At 68.6% G+C, this 15,418-nt stretch carries 16 protein-coding genes; 8 read left to right on the plus strand and 8 right to left on the minus strand.

What is annotated here, in order from left to right; genetic code table 11:
• The first annotated feature begins 139 nt into the window (after nucleotides 1-139).
• On the plus strand, nucleotides 140-778 hold the full coding sequence (locus tag KU887_RS25100; RefSeq protein ID WP_258255785.1) for a 2-hydroxychromene-2-carboxylate isomerase: 639 nt from the start codon (nucleotides 140-142) through the stop codon (nucleotides 776-778).
• A 30-nt stretch (nucleotides 779-808) separates the two neighbouring features.
• On the opposite strand, the gene KU887_RS25105 is transcribed toward KU887_RS25100, so the two are convergent.
• Complete coding sequence (locus tag KU887_RS25105) at nucleotides 809-1,792, minus strand: LysR family transcriptional regulator (protein WP_077188709.1); 984 nt, start codon at nucleotides 1,790-1,792, stop codon at nucleotides 809-811.
• Between the two features lie 101 nt (nucleotides 1,793-1,893).
• Here KU887_RS25105 and KU887_RS25110 point away from each other — a divergent pair, with 101 nt between their 5' ends.
• Together KU887_RS25110 and KU887_RS25115 are read left to right on the plus strand one after the other, a co-directional pair.
• Nucleotides 1,894-3,126: an MFS transporter gene (locus KU887_RS25110; RefSeq protein ID WP_212262674.1), complete on the plus strand. Its 1,233-nt coding sequence runs from the start codon at nucleotides 1,894-1,896 to the stop codon at nucleotides 3,124-3,126.
• A gap of 426 nt (nucleotides 3,127-3,552) precedes the next feature.
• Entirely contained in the window at nucleotides 3,553-4,245 is a 693-nt protein-coding gene (locus tag KU887_RS25115) for a phosphatase PAP2 family protein (RefSeq protein ID WP_006490805.1), read from the plus strand.
• Between the two features lie 99 nt (nucleotides 4,246-4,344).
• Here the strand turns inward: KU887_RS25115 and KU887_RS25120 are convergent, their stop codons facing one another.
• Nucleotides 4,345-5,004: a glutathione S-transferase family protein gene (locus KU887_RS25120; protein ID WP_006490804.1), complete on the minus strand. Its 660-nt coding sequence runs from the start codon at nucleotides 5,002-5,004 to the stop codon at nucleotides 4,345-4,347.
• Between the two features lie 125 nt (nucleotides 5,005-5,129).
• A complete protein-coding gene (locus KU887_RS25125) occupies nucleotides 5,130-6,200 on the minus strand; it encodes an MBL fold metallo-hydrolase (protein ID WP_006496188.1) in 1,071 nt (356 codons plus the stop codon).
• 278 nt (nucleotides 6,201-6,478) lie between these two features.
• Between KU887_RS25125 and KU887_RS25130 the strand changes: the two genes are divergently transcribed.
• Both KU887_RS25130 and KU887_RS25135 read left to right on the plus strand, forming a co-directional pair.
• Entirely contained in the window at nucleotides 6,479-7,384 is a 906-nt protein-coding gene (locus KU887_RS25130) for an HTH-type transcriptional regulator ArgP (protein WP_006490811.1), read from the plus strand.
• Nucleotides 7,385-7,547: 163 nt separating this feature from the next.
• The gene (locus tag KU887_RS25135) at nucleotides 7,548-7,760 is read left to right on the plus strand and encodes a DUF1059 domain-containing protein (RefSeq protein ID WP_006480352.1); all 213 of its coding nucleotides are present in this window, start codon (nucleotides 7,548-7,550) and stop codon (nucleotides 7,758-7,760) included.
• 104 nt (nucleotides 7,761-7,864) lie between these two features.
• Here the strand turns inward: KU887_RS25135 and ltaE are convergent, their stop codons facing one another.
• The 3 genes from ltaE to KU887_RS25150 all read right to left on the minus strand — a co-directional run bounded on the left by ltaE (nucleotide 7,865) and on the right by KU887_RS25150 (nucleotide 9,887).
• Nucleotides 7,865-8,878 (minus strand): low-specificity L-threonine aldolase, encoded by a 1,014-nt coding sequence (gene ltaE / locus KU887_RS25140; RefSeq protein ID WP_062885033.1) that lies wholly within the window; start codon nucleotides 8,876-8,878, stop codon nucleotides 7,865-7,867.
• Nucleotides 8,879-8,995: 117 nt separating this feature from the next.
• On the minus strand, nucleotides 8,996-9,547 hold the full coding sequence (locus KU887_RS25145) for a YMGG-like glycine zipper-containing protein (RefSeq protein WP_060265526.1): 552 nt from the start codon (nucleotides 9,545-9,547) through the stop codon (nucleotides 8,996-8,998).
• A gap of 13 nt (nucleotides 9,548-9,560) precedes the next feature.
• Nucleotides 9,561-9,887 carry a hypothetical protein gene (locus tag KU887_RS25150; protein WP_058902410.1) on the minus strand — a complete coding sequence of 109 codons (327 nt, stop codon included), beginning with the start codon at nucleotides 9,885-9,887 and terminating at the stop codon, nucleotides 9,561-9,563.
• A gap of 469 nt (nucleotides 9,888-10,356) precedes the next feature.
• On the opposite strand from KU887_RS25150, the gene KU887_RS25155 reads away from it, so the two are divergent.
• Genes KU887_RS25155 through KU887_RS25165 form a run of 3 tightly spaced genes read left to right on the plus strand, consistent with a single transcriptional unit; the run spans nucleotide 10,357 to nucleotide 12,957 of the window.
• Nucleotides 10,357-11,769, plus strand: a complete 1,413-nt coding sequence (locus KU887_RS25155; protein ID WP_006487971.1) for a cytochrome ubiquinol oxidase subunit I — start codon at nucleotides 10,357-10,359, stop codon at nucleotides 11,767-11,769.
• 29 nt (nucleotides 11,770-11,798) lie between these two features.
• The gene (gene cydB / locus KU887_RS25160) at nucleotides 11,799-12,806 is read left to right on the plus strand and encodes a cytochrome d ubiquinol oxidase subunit II (protein WP_006494372.1); all 1,008 of its coding nucleotides are present in this window, start codon (nucleotides 11,799-11,801) and stop codon (nucleotides 12,804-12,806) included.
• The gene (locus KU887_RS25165) at nucleotides 12,778-12,957 is read left to right on the plus strand and encodes a hypothetical protein (RefSeq protein ID WP_034187692.1); all 180 of its coding nucleotides are present in this window, start codon (nucleotides 12,778-12,780) and stop codon (nucleotides 12,955-12,957) included. Before cydB ends, KU887_RS25165 begins: the two co-directional genes overlap by 29 nt.
• A gap of 209 nt (nucleotides 12,958-13,166) precedes the next feature.
• Here KU887_RS25165 and KU887_RS25170 read toward each other — a convergent pair whose 3' ends face one another.
• Nucleotides 13,167-13,361: a YqaE/Pmp3 family membrane protein gene (locus KU887_RS25170; protein WP_258255790.1), complete on the minus strand. Its 195-nt coding sequence runs from the start codon at nucleotides 13,359-13,361 to the stop codon at nucleotides 13,167-13,169.
• Nucleotides 13,362-13,540: 179 nt separating this feature from the next.
• Nucleotides 13,541-15,217 carry an alkaline phosphatase family protein gene (locus KU887_RS25175; RefSeq protein ID WP_258255791.1) on the minus strand — a complete coding sequence of 559 codons (1,677 nt, stop codon included), beginning with the start codon at nucleotides 15,215-15,217 and terminating at the stop codon, nucleotides 13,541-13,543.
• Nucleotides 15,218-15,418: the final 201 nt, after the last annotated feature.

Here is a 15,418-nt window from a genome sequence, read left to right on the forward strand (position 1 = left end):
TCCGCATCCCGGCAGGTGACGCGGCAGCATGAAAGGCAACCGCATGCGACACTGGCCGCCGATGCACGCAGCGCGTCGTTCACCGGCACCGCGCCGCGCGTGCAACCGTCAACCGGACCCGCACGAGGAGACACCCGCGATGAACGCCGCGCGCACCGCCACCTGGTATTTCGATTTCGTTTCGCCGTTTGCCTACCTGCAACAGGAACAGTTCGACCGGTTGCCGCTCGCCGCCGCGTTCGAGCCGCGGCCGATCGTGCTCGGCGCGCTGCTCGCGCACTGGGGCCAGAAAGCGCCGGCGGAGATCGCGGCCAAGCGCGTGTTCACCTATCGCCACGCGCAATACCGCGCGGACAAGCTCGGCATCGCCTTCCGGATGCCGCCCGCGCACCCGTTCAATCCGATCAAGCCGCTGCGCCTCGCGATCGCGATGGGCAGCTCGCCCGACGCGAACCGGCGGATCTTCCGGCATATCTGGCGCGACGGCCAGGACGTATCGACGCCGGAAGGCTTCGCCGCCCTGTGCGAAGCCGTCGGTTTTCCGGAAGGTGTGACGGCCGTCGACGCCCAGCCGGTCAAGGACGCGCTGCGTGCTAACACGGATCGCGCGATCGCCGACGGCGTGTTCGGCGTCCCGACCTTCGTACTCGACGGCGACCTGTTCTGGGGCGAGGACGCGACCGACATGTTCGTCGACTGCGCGACGTCGCGCGCGTGGCTCGACTCGCCCGAGGTACGCCGCATCAGCGCGCTGCCGGAAGGCATCCGGCGCGGCTGACCGCGAGTCGCCACCGGCGCGCCGCCCGCGTCAGCCGTCGCGCCCTTCGACGAGCGCCGGCACGGCTTCGCGCATCATCGCGACGAACCGCACGAGCCGCGACGGATAGAACTGCGCATGCGGATAGGTCAGGTAGACGGGCAGCGGCGCGGCCTGCCACTCGGACGCGAGGTGCACGAGATCGCCGCGCGCGAGATCGCCGGCCAGCAACCATGACGATCCGACGCACGCGCCGACGCCCAGCAGCGCCGCGCTGCGCAGTGCATACAGGTTCGCGGTCGTGATACGCGGGCGGATCGCGAGGCGCCGCGTGTCGCCGGTGGCCGCATGCGTCAGCAGGAGTTCGTTGCGGTAGTACGTGCGCAACGCGAGCCACGGCAGTGCGGCCAGCGCGTCCGGGTCGGCCGGCACGTCGGCGCCGTTCAGCACGGACGGCGCGGCGACCACGAAGCGCGGCACCTTGGTCAGCCGGATCGCGACCACGCCCGGATCGGTCGGCTCGCCGACCTGGATCGCGCAATCGATGCCGCTGCCGACGAAATCGCGCACCTCGTCCTGCAGCAGCCACTCGACCGACACGCGCGGATAGTCGCGCAGGAACTGCGCGAGCGGCACGACGAAACGCTCTTGCCCGAACGCGTGCGGCACCGCGACCCGCAGCAGCCCGTCCGGCTCCTCCTGCGCGCCGCGCAAATCGGCCTCGAACGCCGCCCAGCTCGCCAGCAGCTCCTTCGCCCGCTTGAAGCACCGCTCGCCGTCGACGGTCAGCCGCATCGCATGGGTCGTGCGTTGCAGCAGCCGCATGCCGAGCGAACTTTCCAGCGCCTGCAGCCGGCGGCTGATGGTCGGCTGCGTCGTATGCAGTTGCACGGCCGCCGCCGACAGGCTGCCGGCCTCGACTATGCGCACGAAGGTTTCCATCAGCTCGAAACGATAGCCGGCGCCGTCCACCGGCACCGTCTGAATGCGCGGAGACCCGCCAGCAGCGGGAGAGGAGGAGGATTTTTCGGTCATGCGTGCAGCGTATAACAAATCTGCGCAAGGCGGCACTACCGTCGCCGGCCGCGTGCCGCCACACTCGCGTCCATCCCATTCTTCAACCGAGGATGTACGCGATGTCCACCCCTGCCCGTCTCGATACCGCGCCCCGCGTGGCGCACGCTCCGGCCCATCCGGCCGCCCATTCGATGCCCGATCGCCGGCTCGTGCTGCTGCTCGCGGCCGCCGCCGGCCTCGGCGTCGCTCCGCTCTACTACGCGCAGCCGATGCTCGGCGCGCTCGCACCCGATCTCGGCGCGTCGGCGCGCGCGATCGGCTTCGTGCCGACGCTCACGCAGCTCGGCTATGCACTCGGCATCCTGCTGCTCGCGCCGCTCGGCGACCGCTTCGACCGACGCCGCGTGATCGTCACCAAGGCCGCCGCGCTGGTCGTCGCGCTGCTGCTGGCGGCCGTCGCGCCATCGCTTGGGCTGCTGCTCGCGGCGAGCTTCGCGATCGGCCTCGCCGCGACGATGGCGCAGGACGTCGTGCCGGCCGCCGCGACGCTCGCGCACGACGCGCATCGCGGCCGCATCGTCGGCACGGTGATGACCGGCTTGCTGCTCGGCATCCTGCTGTCGCGCGTCGTGGCCGGGTTCATCGCCGAGACGGCCGGCTGGCGCGCGATGTTCGCGCTCGCGGCGGTCAGCGTCGCCGCGATCGGCGCCGTGGCCGCACGCGGGTTGCCGCGTTTCGCGCCGACCACGCAGCTGCCGTATCGCGCGCTGATCGGCTCGCTCGGCGCGTTGTGGCGCGAGCATTCGGCACTGCGCCGCGCCGCCCTCGCGCAGGGGCTGCTGGCCGTCGGCTTCAGCGCGTTCTGGTCGACGCTCGCGGTGATGCTGCACGGTGCGCCGTTCCATCTCGGCAGCGCGGCCGCCGGTGCGTTCGGCCTTGCGGGCGCCGCCGGCGCGCTGGCCGCGCCGATTGCCGGACGGCTGGCCGACCATCACGGCCCCGAACGCGTCACGCGCATCGGGATCGGCATCGCGACGGCGTCGTTCGCGTCGATGGCCGCCGCGCCGCTGATGTCGCCGCATGCGCAGCTCGTCCTGCTCGCGGTCGCGACGATCGGCTTCGATCTCGGCGTGCAGGCGACGCTGATCGCGCACCAGTCGATCGTCTACCGGATCGATCCCGCGTCGCGCAGCCGCCTCAACGCGGTGCTGTTCGTCGGCATGTTCATCGGGATGGCGGCCGGCGCCGCGCTCGGCAGTTCGTTGCTCGCGCAACTGGGCTGGAATGCGGTGACCGCGCTGGCCGTCGCGACGTCGCTGGCCGCGCTCGTCGTGCGGATCTGGCGCAACTGAGATCGGGCGTCGCGTAGCACCGGCGGGCAAGCCCACGAGGCTTGCCCGCTTTTTTATATTTTTGATCGACGCGTGCATGACGCCGCGCCGCCCGGCAGCTTCATACCATTCCGGCACGGCAATCGTTCATCCGGCGCAAGGTCCGCACCGGCCGGGCGAATTGTCCAGTTCACCCAAATATTTTTCCGGCGTGCGTGCAGGTCCGCACGCAAACATCGGATGATTCGACCCTGCCGCACCGCACGGCGCGTTGCCATCCGGCCCCACCACCGAGCCCGGTGCGTCAGGGGATTCCCGGTATTTTTTCGCATTTTCTTCGAAATAACGGGTGACATACTTGCCCCCCGTTGCGCTCCGTGCGAGCGCGCTTTCCGATCCAGCCGGCCGCCCGTCATGCGCTGCGCGTCCGCCCGGGTCGCACAGGACATGAACGATTTCGACACCACGATCCAGATCTTCCTCACCCACGTGACGTTCGGCCCGTTGATGAATCACGCGATCCGCGTGATCGCGGGCCTCTACACGTTCAAGGGCTTCGTGCTCGTTCCCGTGCTGTGCTGGCTGTGGTTCCAGCCCGGCCCTAACCGCGAACGGCAACGCGAACGGGTCGTCGCCACCGTCGCGAGCGGGCTCGTCGCGCTCGCCGTCGGCCGCGTGCTCGCCCAGGTGCTGCCGTTCCGCGTACGGCCGATCTACAACCCCGACCTGCACCTGCACTTTCCGTCGGCCGGACTGCGCGCGGCGACGCTGCAGACATGGAGTTCGTTTCCGAGCGATCACGCGATGCTGTGGATGGCGATCGCGACCGGCATCTTCATCATCGCGCGCCGCGTCGGCATCGTCGCGCTGCTGTATTCGGTCGTGTTCATCTGCCTGCCGCGCGCGTATCTCGGCTTTCACTATCCGACCGACCTGATCGCGGGCGCGGCGATCGGCATCGCGATCGCGTGGCTGCTGACGCGCGACGCGATCCGGTCGCGCTTCGCGCCGCGGGTGCTGGAGATGATCCGGCGCTTCCCCGCGCCCGCCTATACGCTCGCGTTCCTGCTGTGCTTCGAGCTGATCACGCAGTTCGACGAACTGCTGACGCTCGCGCAGTCGGCCACGCGCACGATGTGACGGGCCGCCGCGCAATGGTGCTGCTGCTGTCGTTCCGTCGCCCCGGCGCGCGATGCCGGCCATGCGCCGCGGCCGCGCGCCGTGCGACGGCCGCACCCGTCAGTCGCGATCGGGTGCACCGAGCGGAAAGAACGAACGATACGGCCGCGCCTCGTCGACCGCCCGCGCAAACGACGGCCGCGCGAGCAGACGCTGGCGGTACGCGATCACGTTCGCGAACGCCGGATCGATCCGGTGCGTCCAGTCCGCGTAGAACAGGAACGGCGCCGCGCCGCAATCGGCGAGGCTGAAATGGTCGCCGGCCGCCCATTCGCGCTCGGCCATCGTCCTGTCGAGCCACGCATACGACGTGTCGAGCATCGCGCGCGCATCGGCCACCCCGCGCGCATCGCGCTCGGCTTCCGGCCGCAGCGCATCGAACACGACCTTCTGCTGCGGCGTCGCCACGTAGTTGTCGAAGAAGCGGTCCATCGTCCGCACCTCGAGCGCGGCGCGCGGATCGTCGGGCAGCAGGCGCACCGGGCCCGGATGGTTCAGGCCGAGATATTCGATGATGATCGTCGCCTCGATCACCGTGCGGCCCGCGTCGACGAGCACCGGGAAGCGCTTCAGCGGCCACAGCGCGGCCAGTTCCTGCATCGGCTTCGGGTCGTCGTGCGCGAGCACGCGATAGTCGAACGGCGTGCCGTTCTCGTATAGCGCGGTCAGCACCTTCTGGCAGTATGACGAAAAGGGATGGGCGTAAAGCGTCGGCATCATCGTGGGGTCTCTCTGGGTTTCGGCGCCGCGGCGTGCGGCGCCACGTGATCGGATACCTTGACGACGAACGGCGCCCGGCCGTTTCGACATCGGTCCGACATTTTTTCGAGGGACTGGCTGGGCCGCTACGATCGGCCGTCCATCACGACACGCCCTTCGGCGCGCCAGCGCAGCATCCCGCCGCCGAGATTCGCGACCGCGTCGAAGCCGGCCTTCCTGAGGATCACGGTCGCCTGCGCGGAGCGCCCGCCGGCCCGGCATACGGTCACGACCGGCCGGTCGCGCGCGATCTCGCCGGTGCGCGCGGCCAGTTCGCCGAGCGGGATCGGCGTCGCGCCCGGCAGATGGCCGAGCGGACCGGTGAATTCGTCCGGCTCGCGCACGTCGACGACCTGCACGGCCGGCAGATGATCCTCGAGCCATTGCGGATCGATTTCCCAGAAGCCGGCGAACGTATAGACGAGCGGCGCCCAGTCGGCTGCCGCCTGCGCATCGGGCGCGTTCGCGGCGACCCCGCACTGCAGGTTCGCCGGCACCGCGACGTCGATCTGACGCGGATGCGCGAGCCCGAGGTTGCGCATGTAGCCCGCGAAATCGTCCTCGCTGAGATCGCCGCCGAGGCGCGGGTTGAAGCGCCGCTCCTCGCCGACGCTCGTCACCGTGAGCCCGCGATAGTCGTGCGCCGGGTACAGCAGGCACGCGGCCGGCAGCGTGAACAGCCGGCCGTGCACCGCGCGATACAGCGCGCGCGGGTCGCCCTGCTGGAAGTCGGTGCGGCCGGTGCCGCGGATCAGCAGGCAATCGCCGGTGAACGCCATCGATTCGTCGTCGAGCACGAGGCTGATGCAGCCGCTCGTGTGGCCGGGCGTCGCGCGCACGGTCAGGTAGCGTGAACCGAACGCACAGCGGTCGCCGTCGTTCAGGTAGCGGTCGGCGCCTTGCGCGCCGCTCGCGGCCGAGATCGCGATCGCGCTGCCGGTGCGCTGCTTCAGCAGCCAGGCGCCCGTCACGTGATCGGCATGCACGTGCGTGTCGACGGTCGCGACGAGCCGCAGCCCGAGTTCGTCGAGCAGCGCCGCGTCGCGGCGTACCTGCTCGAACACCGGATCGATCAACAGCGCCTCGCGCGATGCGCTATCGGCGAGCAGATACGTGTACGTCGACGATTGCGGGTCGAAAAGTTGCCGGAAGATCATGGCTCGGTTGCTCCGTCGCGTGTTCTTCAGTGGAGTGTAGCCGGGCTCGTGTGCCGCCTGTCGTCGTCGGGCACCGGCATCGGCATGACGACATCGCCGCCGCGTTTCGCGCATGCATACAGCGTAGATCAAAATGCCCGCGCCGCCGCGCCCCCATTCGCGGCAACCGATTCCGACGACGAATCCCACGGCGGGACGATTCGCCGCGCCGGGACGGCGGCCCACGCTGCCTTACACTACGGCCTGTTCTCGTCTCCGCTCACAGGAATGCCCCCGACATGTCGATGACGATCGATCCGAAGCAGGCCGCCGCGCTGCTGGCCGTCGCCGACACCGGCAGCTTCGAGCAGGCGGCCGTGCGCCTGCACGTGACCGCGTCCGCCGTCACGCAACGGGTCCGCGCGCTGGAAGCGAGCCTCGGCACGCCGCTCGTGCTGCGCACGCGGCCGTGCCGCCCGACCGTGGCCGGACAGCGCGTGCTGCAGCACCTGCGCCGCGTCGCGCTGCTGCAGGCCGACCTGCAGAGCACGCTCGCGACCGAACGCGAATCGCCGATCTCCGTGACGATCGCGCTGAACGCCGACAGCCTCGGCACCTGGTTCCTGCCCGCGCTGACGTCCGTGCTCGCCGGCGAGCGGATCCTGTTCGAGCTGATCGTCGAGGATCAGGATCACACGTTCGCGCTGCTGGAAAGCGGAATGGCGGTCGGCTGCGTGACGACCGAGCCGAAGCCGATGCGCGGCTGCATCGCGACGCCGCTCGGCACGATGCGCTACCGGCTGCTCGCGGCCGCCGCGTTCGCGGTGCGCTGGTTTCCGCGCGGGCTGAACCGCACGAGCGCACGCAAGGCCCCCGTCGTCGCGTATTCGCGGCGCGACACGCTCCAATCGTCGTTTCTGAAGGAGAAGTTCGGGCTGCCGGACGGCGCCTACCCGTGCCATTACGTGCCGGGCACTCATGCGCACTTCGCGGCCGTGCGGCACGCGCTCGGCTACGCGATGGTGCCGGAGCCGCTGATCGGCACCGCGCCGCTCGATACGCAGGGGCTCGTCGATCTCGCGCCCGCGCATCCGACCGACGTCACGCTGTACTGGCACGCGTGGACCGTGCAGTCGCCGACGATGGCGTCGCTGTCGGAGCGGGTCGTCGAAGCGGCGCGCCGGTTGCTCGCGCCGCTGCCGTAACGCGCCGGCAGCCGCGCCGGCGATCGATACGGTCGGGCGGCGCGGTACGCACTCCGACGAGATAGTCGGCCGCGCCGCCTATACTTTTTCCATCGGCCTCGCGAACGCGCCGCGCGGCCGATCGTCCAGGTCCGGCCGTTCCCTTTCATGTGAGGAGAACATCATGTCCCGCCGCTATATCGATTGCCGCGAGTTTCCCAGCGCGATGCATTGCTCGGTCGCGATTTCCGCCGACTCCGACAACGAACTGCTGGAGGCCGCCGTGCAACACGCGGTCTCGGTCCACCAGCACACCGACAGCGCCGAACTGCGCACGCAGCTGAAATCGCTGTTCCACGACGGCACGCCGCCCGCCGACACGCCGCGGCAGGCGTAATCCGCCGGCACGGCAACGATCGACCGACGACGCGCCGCGTCAACCCTCCGCGTCCTGCGTCATGCCACGTCGCGCCGGCCCGTCGCCGGCCGACGCACTCCGCTTCACGCGCGCCGCTGCGAGAAGTACTCGCCGACCGCGCCGAGGAACGTGTCGATGTCCGCGCGCGACACGTCGCAGTGGGTGACGAAGCGCGACGCATACAGCATCTGCGTGAGAATCCCGCGTTCCTTGAGCCATGCCTCGAGCGGCGCGCAATCGGCTTCTGGGAATTGCGCGAACACCATGTTCGTCGCATGCGACAGCACCTTCACCGAGTCGATGCGCGCGAGCCCTTCGGCGAGATGCGCGGCATTCGCGTGATCGTCCTCGAGCCGCTCGACGTTGTGATCGAGCGCATACAGGCACGCCGCCGCGAGAATGCCCGACTGCCGCATCCCGCCGCCCAGCACCTTGCGCCAGCGCTGCGCGCGCTCGATCAGCGCACGGCTGCCGACCAGCACCGAGCCGACCGGTGCACCGAGCCCTTTCGAGAAGCAGATCGACACGGTGTCGAACGGCGCGCACAGCGCGGCGATCGGGCGACCCGATGCAACCGCCGCATTGCAGACGCGCGCGCCGTCGAGATGCGTGGACAACCCGCGGCTGCGCGCGAACGCGACGGCTTCCTGCACATAGCCTTCCGGCAAGACCTGGCCGCCGATCGTGTTTTCGAGCGCGAGCAGGCGCGTGCGGGCAAAGTGATTGTCGAGCGGCTTGATCGCCGCGGCGATCTTCGCAAGCGGCAGCGTGCCGTCCGGCGCGTTCTCGATCGGTTGCGGCTGGATGCTGCCGAGCACGGCCGCGCCGCCGCCTTCGTACTTGTAGGTGTGCGCGAGCTGGCCGACGATGTACTCGTCGCCGCGCTCGCAATGCGACATCAGCGCGGCCAGGTTGCTCTGCGTGCCGCTCGGGAAGAACAGGCCGGCTTCCTTGCCGGCCCGCTCGGCCGTCACCGCCTGCAGGCGCAGGACGGTCGGGTCGTCGCCCCAGACGTCGTCGCCGGTTTCGGCGGCGGTCATTGCAGCCAGCATCGCCTGGCTCGGACGTGTCACGGTATCGCTGCGTAAATCGATCATCGCTGTGCCCTGAGAAAACGCGAGCCGGCATCCCTGCGTCCGGCCCTGCCGAAAACGAGACTCAGAGTGTACGCAATTCACGCAGCGCGTGCCGATGGAGGCACGCGATCGCGCGGATCAGTATCGCGGCGGCGGCGGCTGGACGCCCGCCGGCGGCATCGGCGGCGCCGCGCGCGGCGCCGTGCCGTATCCGCTACCGCCATACCCGCCGCCGCTCCCCCCGCTCATGCCGCCCGGCACCGGCACACGGTTGCCGGTCGCATACATGCACTGCAGATACGCATAGTCGTAGCGGCGCTGGACGTCGTAGGCCGAACCCTGCGCGGCGCCCGCACCGACGACGCTGCCCGCGAGCAGCCCCGCGCCCGCGCCGACCGCCGCGCCGGTGCCGCCGTTGAACGCGGCGCCGGCCGCCGCGCCGAGCGCGGTGCCGACGGCCGCGCTGCCGACCGCGCTCGCGGTCGACGCCTGCCCGGCGCTCACGCCGCCCGATTGCTGGAACGCATACTGCCGGCAACTGCCGTCATCCGCGCGGAACTGGTCGAACGACTTGCCGGTGCCCGGCAGCGCCATCACGCTCGGCCCGCTCGGCAGGTAGGCGCACGCGCCGAGCAGCGCGGCCAGCGCCAGAACGGCCGGCACGCGCAGCGGTCGAAATACGGTGTTCATCGTCGCGCCTCCGTCATTGCGGCCGCGCCGGCACCGCGCGCCAGCCCGACTTGCAGGTCTTCACATGCGGGTAGTAATGCTTCGACGCGTCGCAGTAGTACCAGAGGTCCGCGTCGCCGCCGTCCTGCGGCTGCCCCTTCTCGACATACTCGGGCGGCGGCGGCGGAGCGACCGGCACCGCGACGACGGGCGGCGGGTAGTAGTACGGCGCAGGGACGACCGGGGCGTAATACGGGTAGCCGGGGCCGATATAGACCCCGACCCGGGCGGCATGCGCCACGCCGCCCGTCGCGACCGCGAGCGCGGCCGCCGCGCCCAGCGCGAGCTTCAATCCATTCACGTCACGTTCTCCGGCAGGCCGGTTCGGCGATCCGAACCGGGCATCCCGAACGCTACGCCGCACGCGCTCGGGGATCCATTACGGGCCGGCGCGCGAATGTTGCGCGACGTTACCCGTGTGACAGACGCCCCGCCTGTTCGAACGCTCGCGTTACGCGTTTAACGCATCGAAACCGATCGCCGTCCCGGCACACGGTTTTCGTCTGCTCAAAACCGTTCCGATGACGCGACGCGCCATATTGACGCACGTGCGTCAGACCGCCACGCCGCGACCGCGCGCGCCGCGAACGACGTTCTTGATACGAATCAACGATTTATCCCGAAATCGCGCGCGACGGACTGGACATCTGCGACGAGTTGGCGCATTTCGCGGCGCAACATCGCGGCACATACTCCAGCCAACCCCGACGCCTGTCCGCCGGGGTCCGCCGGCACCCGCCGGCGGGTATCGTCAGCCTCGGTCATCTGGTATGGACACCGCACTTTCGGCCCTCGATCTGGCCCGCCTGCAATTCGCGTTCACCGTCTCCTTTCACATCGTCTTTCCGGCGCTGAGCATCGGCCTCGCCAGCTTCATCGCCGTGCTCGAATATCGCTGGCTCAAGACCGGCAAGCAGTACTACAAAACGCTCTGCCTGTTCTGGTCGAAGATCTTCGCGGTCGCGTTCGGGATGGGCGTCGTGTCCGGCGTCGTGATGAGCTATCAGTTCGGCACCAACTGGTCGGGCTTCTCGAGCTTCGCCGGCGCCGTCACCGGCCCGCTGCTGATGTACGAGGTCATGACCGCGTTCTTCCTCGAAGCCGGCTTCCTCGGCATCATGCTGTTCGGCTGGAACCGCGTGAGCCCGCGCGCGCACTTCGGCGCGACGCTGATGGTCGCGATCGGCACGCTGATCTCGACGTTCTGGATCCTCGCGTCGAACAGCTGGATGCAGACGCCGCAAGGCTTCGAGATCGTCGACGGCCGCGTCGTGCCGACCGACTGGTTCGCGATCATCTTCAACCCGTCGTTCCCGTACCGCCTGTTCCACATGGCGATCGCCGCGTTCATCGTCGCCGCGCTGGTGGTGGCCGCGACGGGTGCGTGGCACCTGCTGAAGGGTCGCCGCGACAAGGGCGTGAAAAAGATGTTCTCGATGGCGCTGTGGCTGCTGCTGGTGCTCGCGCCGCTGCAGGCCGTGATCGGCGACCAGCACGGCATCAACACGCTGAAGCACCAGCCCGCGAAGATCGCCGCGATCGAAGGGCTGTGGGAAACCGAAAAGGGCGGTACCGCGCTGAACCTGTTCGGCATTCCGGACATGCAGGCGGAAACGACCCGCTACGCGGTGAAGGTGCCGCACCTCGGCAGCCTGATCCTCACGCACAGCTGGGACGGCGAGATCCGCGGTCTGAAGGACTTTCCGCCGGAAGACCGCCCGAATTCGACGGTCGTGTTCTGGAGCTTCCGGATCATGGTCGGCCTCGGCTTCGCGATGATCGGCCTCGCCGCGCTCGCCTGGCTGCTGCGCCGCCGCGGCCGCCTGTATGAATCGAAGGGGTTCCAGCGCTTCGCGCTCGCGATGGGCCCGACGGGTTTCGTGTCGCTGCTCGCGGGCTGGGTGACGACCGAAGCCGGCCGCCAGCCGTGGGTCGTGTATGGCGTGAAGCGCACTGCGGAAGCCGTGTCGCCGCTGTCGGTGCAGCAGGTCAGCCTGTCGATGATGACGTTCGTGATCGTGTACTTCCTCGTGTTCGGCACCGGCGTGTACTACATGCTGAAGCTGATGAAGGCCGGCCCCGCGCTGCCCGACGTCAAGCACGACGACGAACCCGATACGCGCCCCGATCACACCGCGCGCCGCCCGATGTCGGCCGTCGACGAGCTGATCGAGACCGTCTGAGCCCACTCCTTTCGCTTACGAGAAAACCTATGGACGTCACCGTAATCTGGGCCGCGATCATCGCATTGGGGCTTTTCATGTACGTCGTGCTCGACGGCTTCGACCTCGGCATCGGCATCGTCTTCCCGTTCTTCCCGGACGAGAAGGAACGCGACCTGATGATGAACACGGTCGCGCCCGTGTGGGACGGCAACGAAACGTGGCTCGTGCTCGGCGGCGCCGGGCTGTTCGCGGTGTTCCCGGTCGTCTATTCGACCGTGCTGTCGGCGCTGTACCTGCCGCTGATCTTCATGCTGGTGTGCCTGATCTTCCGCGGCGTGTCGTTCGAGATCCGTGCGAAGGCGCGCCGCACGAAACAGCTGTGGGATCTCGCGTTCATCGGCGGCTCGGCCGGCGCGACGCTGTTCCAGGGCATCGCGCTCGGCGCGTTCCTGCAGGGCATCGACGTGAAGGACGGCGTGTATGCCGGCGGCGCGTTCGACTGGCTCACGCCGTTCAGCCTGCTGACCGGCCTCGGCCTGATCGTGACCTATGCGCTGCTCGGCTGCTGCTGGCTCGTCGCGAAGACCGAAGGCGACCTGCAGCGCCGCCTGCATCGCGTCGTGTGGCCGCTGACCGTCGTGCTGCTCGGCTTCATCGCGATCGTCAGCCTGTGGACGCCGCTGCAGGACCCGGCCATCGCGCAGCGCTGGTTCGATTCGGGGTTGTTCTGGCGCCTGCTGCCGGTGCCGTTCCTGGTCGCCGCGTGCGCGGCGTGGATGCGTCGCGCGGTGCGCGACCGGCACGACATGACGCCGTTCGTGCTCGCGCTGGCGCTGGTGCTGCTCGGCTACGTCGGCCTGCTCGTCACGCTGTTCCCGTATGCGATTCCGCAGACGATGACGATCTGGGAAGCGGCGGCGCCGCGTTCGAGCCAGACCTTCACGCTGGTCGGCGCAGCGGTTATCCTCCCGATCATCATCGCCTACACGACGATGGGTTACTGGGTATTCCGAGGCAAGGTGCGCCATGAAGACCAGCATTACTACCACCACTGATTCCGCCGATCGCCCACCCGAGGCGCCGCGGCCGCGGATGCGCGGCTGGATGTGGTTCGTCGTCCTGTGGGCGGGCGGCGTGATCGGCGCGGTCACGCTCGGCTATGCGTTCAAGATCTTCATGAACCTGACGCTGTTTGCGGTGAAGTAGGTAAAGCGGCCGCCCGGTCGAACGATGGACCGGGCGGCCGTTTTGTCATTGGGCAGCGGTTTCGGCTGGATACATCAAGTCGAACAACGCACGAATCCGCCATTTAGGCAGAAATCCATGCAAATCACATCGCCGATGTGAATGAAATATATAGATTTCTACCGAAATACGAACCACGCGGCTGAATCACCCCACCGCGCATTGCGCGTCTACGGCCGCCCGCGCAGCGCCGCGTCGATCTTGCGATCGGTCTTGTACTGGCTCAGCGCATACACCGACCAGATCGCGGCCGGCAACCAGCCGATGATCGTGAGTTGCAGGAGCAGGCAGATAGTCCCGGCGATCGGGCGGCCGATCGTGAAGAACTGGAACCACGGAAGCAGCAGGGCAAGCAGCAGGCGCATGAGCGATCCTCTCGGTACGTCGTTGAACGGGTGATGCGCGACGAATATGCCGGTGCACGCGCCTGAATTCAAGCCATGCACCGGCATCGCGGCGCCGTGATCCGCCCGGCGCCGCGTTCACCCCACTCAACTTCCGAAACGCCCGCGTCATGCCGCGGACGCACCGCCCTTCCCCACGCTCAACGCCCGATACCGAGCCCCGGCAGCACGCGCGTGTTCTCGGCCACGACCGCCTGCAGCAGGCGCGGGTCGGCGCCGAGCAGCGCGAGGATCGTCGGCGCGACCTGCTTCGTGCCGACGAGGTCGTTCACCGTGCGCGCACGATGAATGCCCGGATACGACACGAGCAGGCCGAGGTGGCTGTCGTCCGGCGCGTTGCCGCCGTGCTCCTCGTCCTTCTTCGTGCTCGACGTGTAGATCACGCCCGGATTCGGCTGGACGACGATGTCCGGCGTGCGGCCGTTGGCCGGATCGCCGAAGCGCTCGGCGAGCGCCGCGCCGTACAGCACGTATGCCTGCGGGCCGTCCGCGCAGATCCCCGGCGCGTTGCAGCCGAGGTTCGCCTTCAGCGTCTGCACGACGGCCGTGCGCTGGCTGCGGTCGCGCAGCCAGATCAGCCCGACGTCGTCGGTCTGCACGAAGCCCGTGCCGACCAGGCCCGAACCGTCGTTCAGGTTGCCCGTCGTCGTGTTGTTCTGGCCGAAGTTGCCGTTCGGGTCGAGGTAGTTGTTCGCTTCGAGCAGCTTCGTCAGCGTGTCGCCGTTCTTCACGAGCTTCGTGTGATCGCTCGGCGACTGGCCGTGCTTCGACGTGACGATCACGGCCGTCGACGAATACAGGTTCGCCTGCTTCAGCGCCGCGACGATATGGCCGATCGCGTCGTCGACATACTTGATCGCGTTCGCGACCTGCCCGTTCGGCGTGAAATCGGCGTCGAGATAGCCGCCGCCCTTCGCGACCGGCGCCTTCTGCGCGACGCTCAGCGTCTGGAAGTTCGCGCCGAACAGCGTCGGCACCGGTGCGATCTTCGTGCCGGTCGAATCGCGGCCGCCGATCTGGTTGATCAGCGCCTGCACGTGCAGGTTGTCGAAGCGCGCGGTGTGCGAATAGACGTCGGTGTACGCGGTGTTGGTCGCCGGGTCGATCGAATTGATCTCGGTGCGCATCAGGTCGTCGACGCCGGTGCCCGACGGGCCGTTCAGCCAGTCGTAGCCCCACGCGTGCTTGTCGGCCCACGCGGTGCGCGCATTCGGCACGCCGGCCTTCACCGCCTCGAACACCGTGTTGGTCTTCACGTAGTTGTGCGGGTAGACCGGCACGCACTGACCGTTGACCTTCGCATGCGGGATCGCCTGCGGATTGAACGCGCCGCCGCCGTCGAGGTGCACGAGCGCGCCGCCGTTCTGCGCATCGATGCCGGTCGTCTCGTCGAACACGACGTTCCAGCCCTGCTTGCCCGAGCACGTGGTGTCGCTCGGCGCGTACAGGTTGCGGTCGTACGACACGTCGTAGAACAGGCCGGCCGTCTTCGGCGAGCCGCCCGTCACGAGCGCGGCGAGGCCCGGGAACGAATCCGACAGGCCCGGCGTATACGCATTCGCATACGTCACACCGCTCTTCGCGAGCACCGCGATGTTCGGACACGTATTCGCGCCGATGCAGCGCGCGAGATCCTGTTCGTGCAGGCCGTCGATGCTCAGCAGCAGCACGTGCTTCACGACGCGGCTCGCCCGGCCGTTGTCCCCGCCCTGTGCGTTGCCGTCCTGTTGCGCCGCATGCACGCCCGCGCTGGCGAGCGCCAGCGCGCCCGCCACCATCGCCGCCATTTTCCGTTGCTTGATGAACCTGGAAATCATCACCCCACCTCACCGATTGATGTTGAACCACGTGACCTGCCTTCAGGCGCGCAAAATATCGCCGGATCGTGCGGCGCTCGGATGAAGCGGGGCTTTCTGTTCTCTGTCAAACGTAACCAATCGCAAATGACATCACGCGGTCGCAATCCGCGGCCCTCGCGTGCGCCGGCCCGTGCGGCGGGATTTTTTTTCGGGTTGGCC

The sequence above is a fragment of the Burkholderia sp. EMB26 genome, assembly GCF_024730645.1.
GTDB lineage: Bacteria > Pseudomonadota > Gammaproteobacteria > Burkholderiales > Burkholderiaceae > Burkholderia > Burkholderia cenocepacia.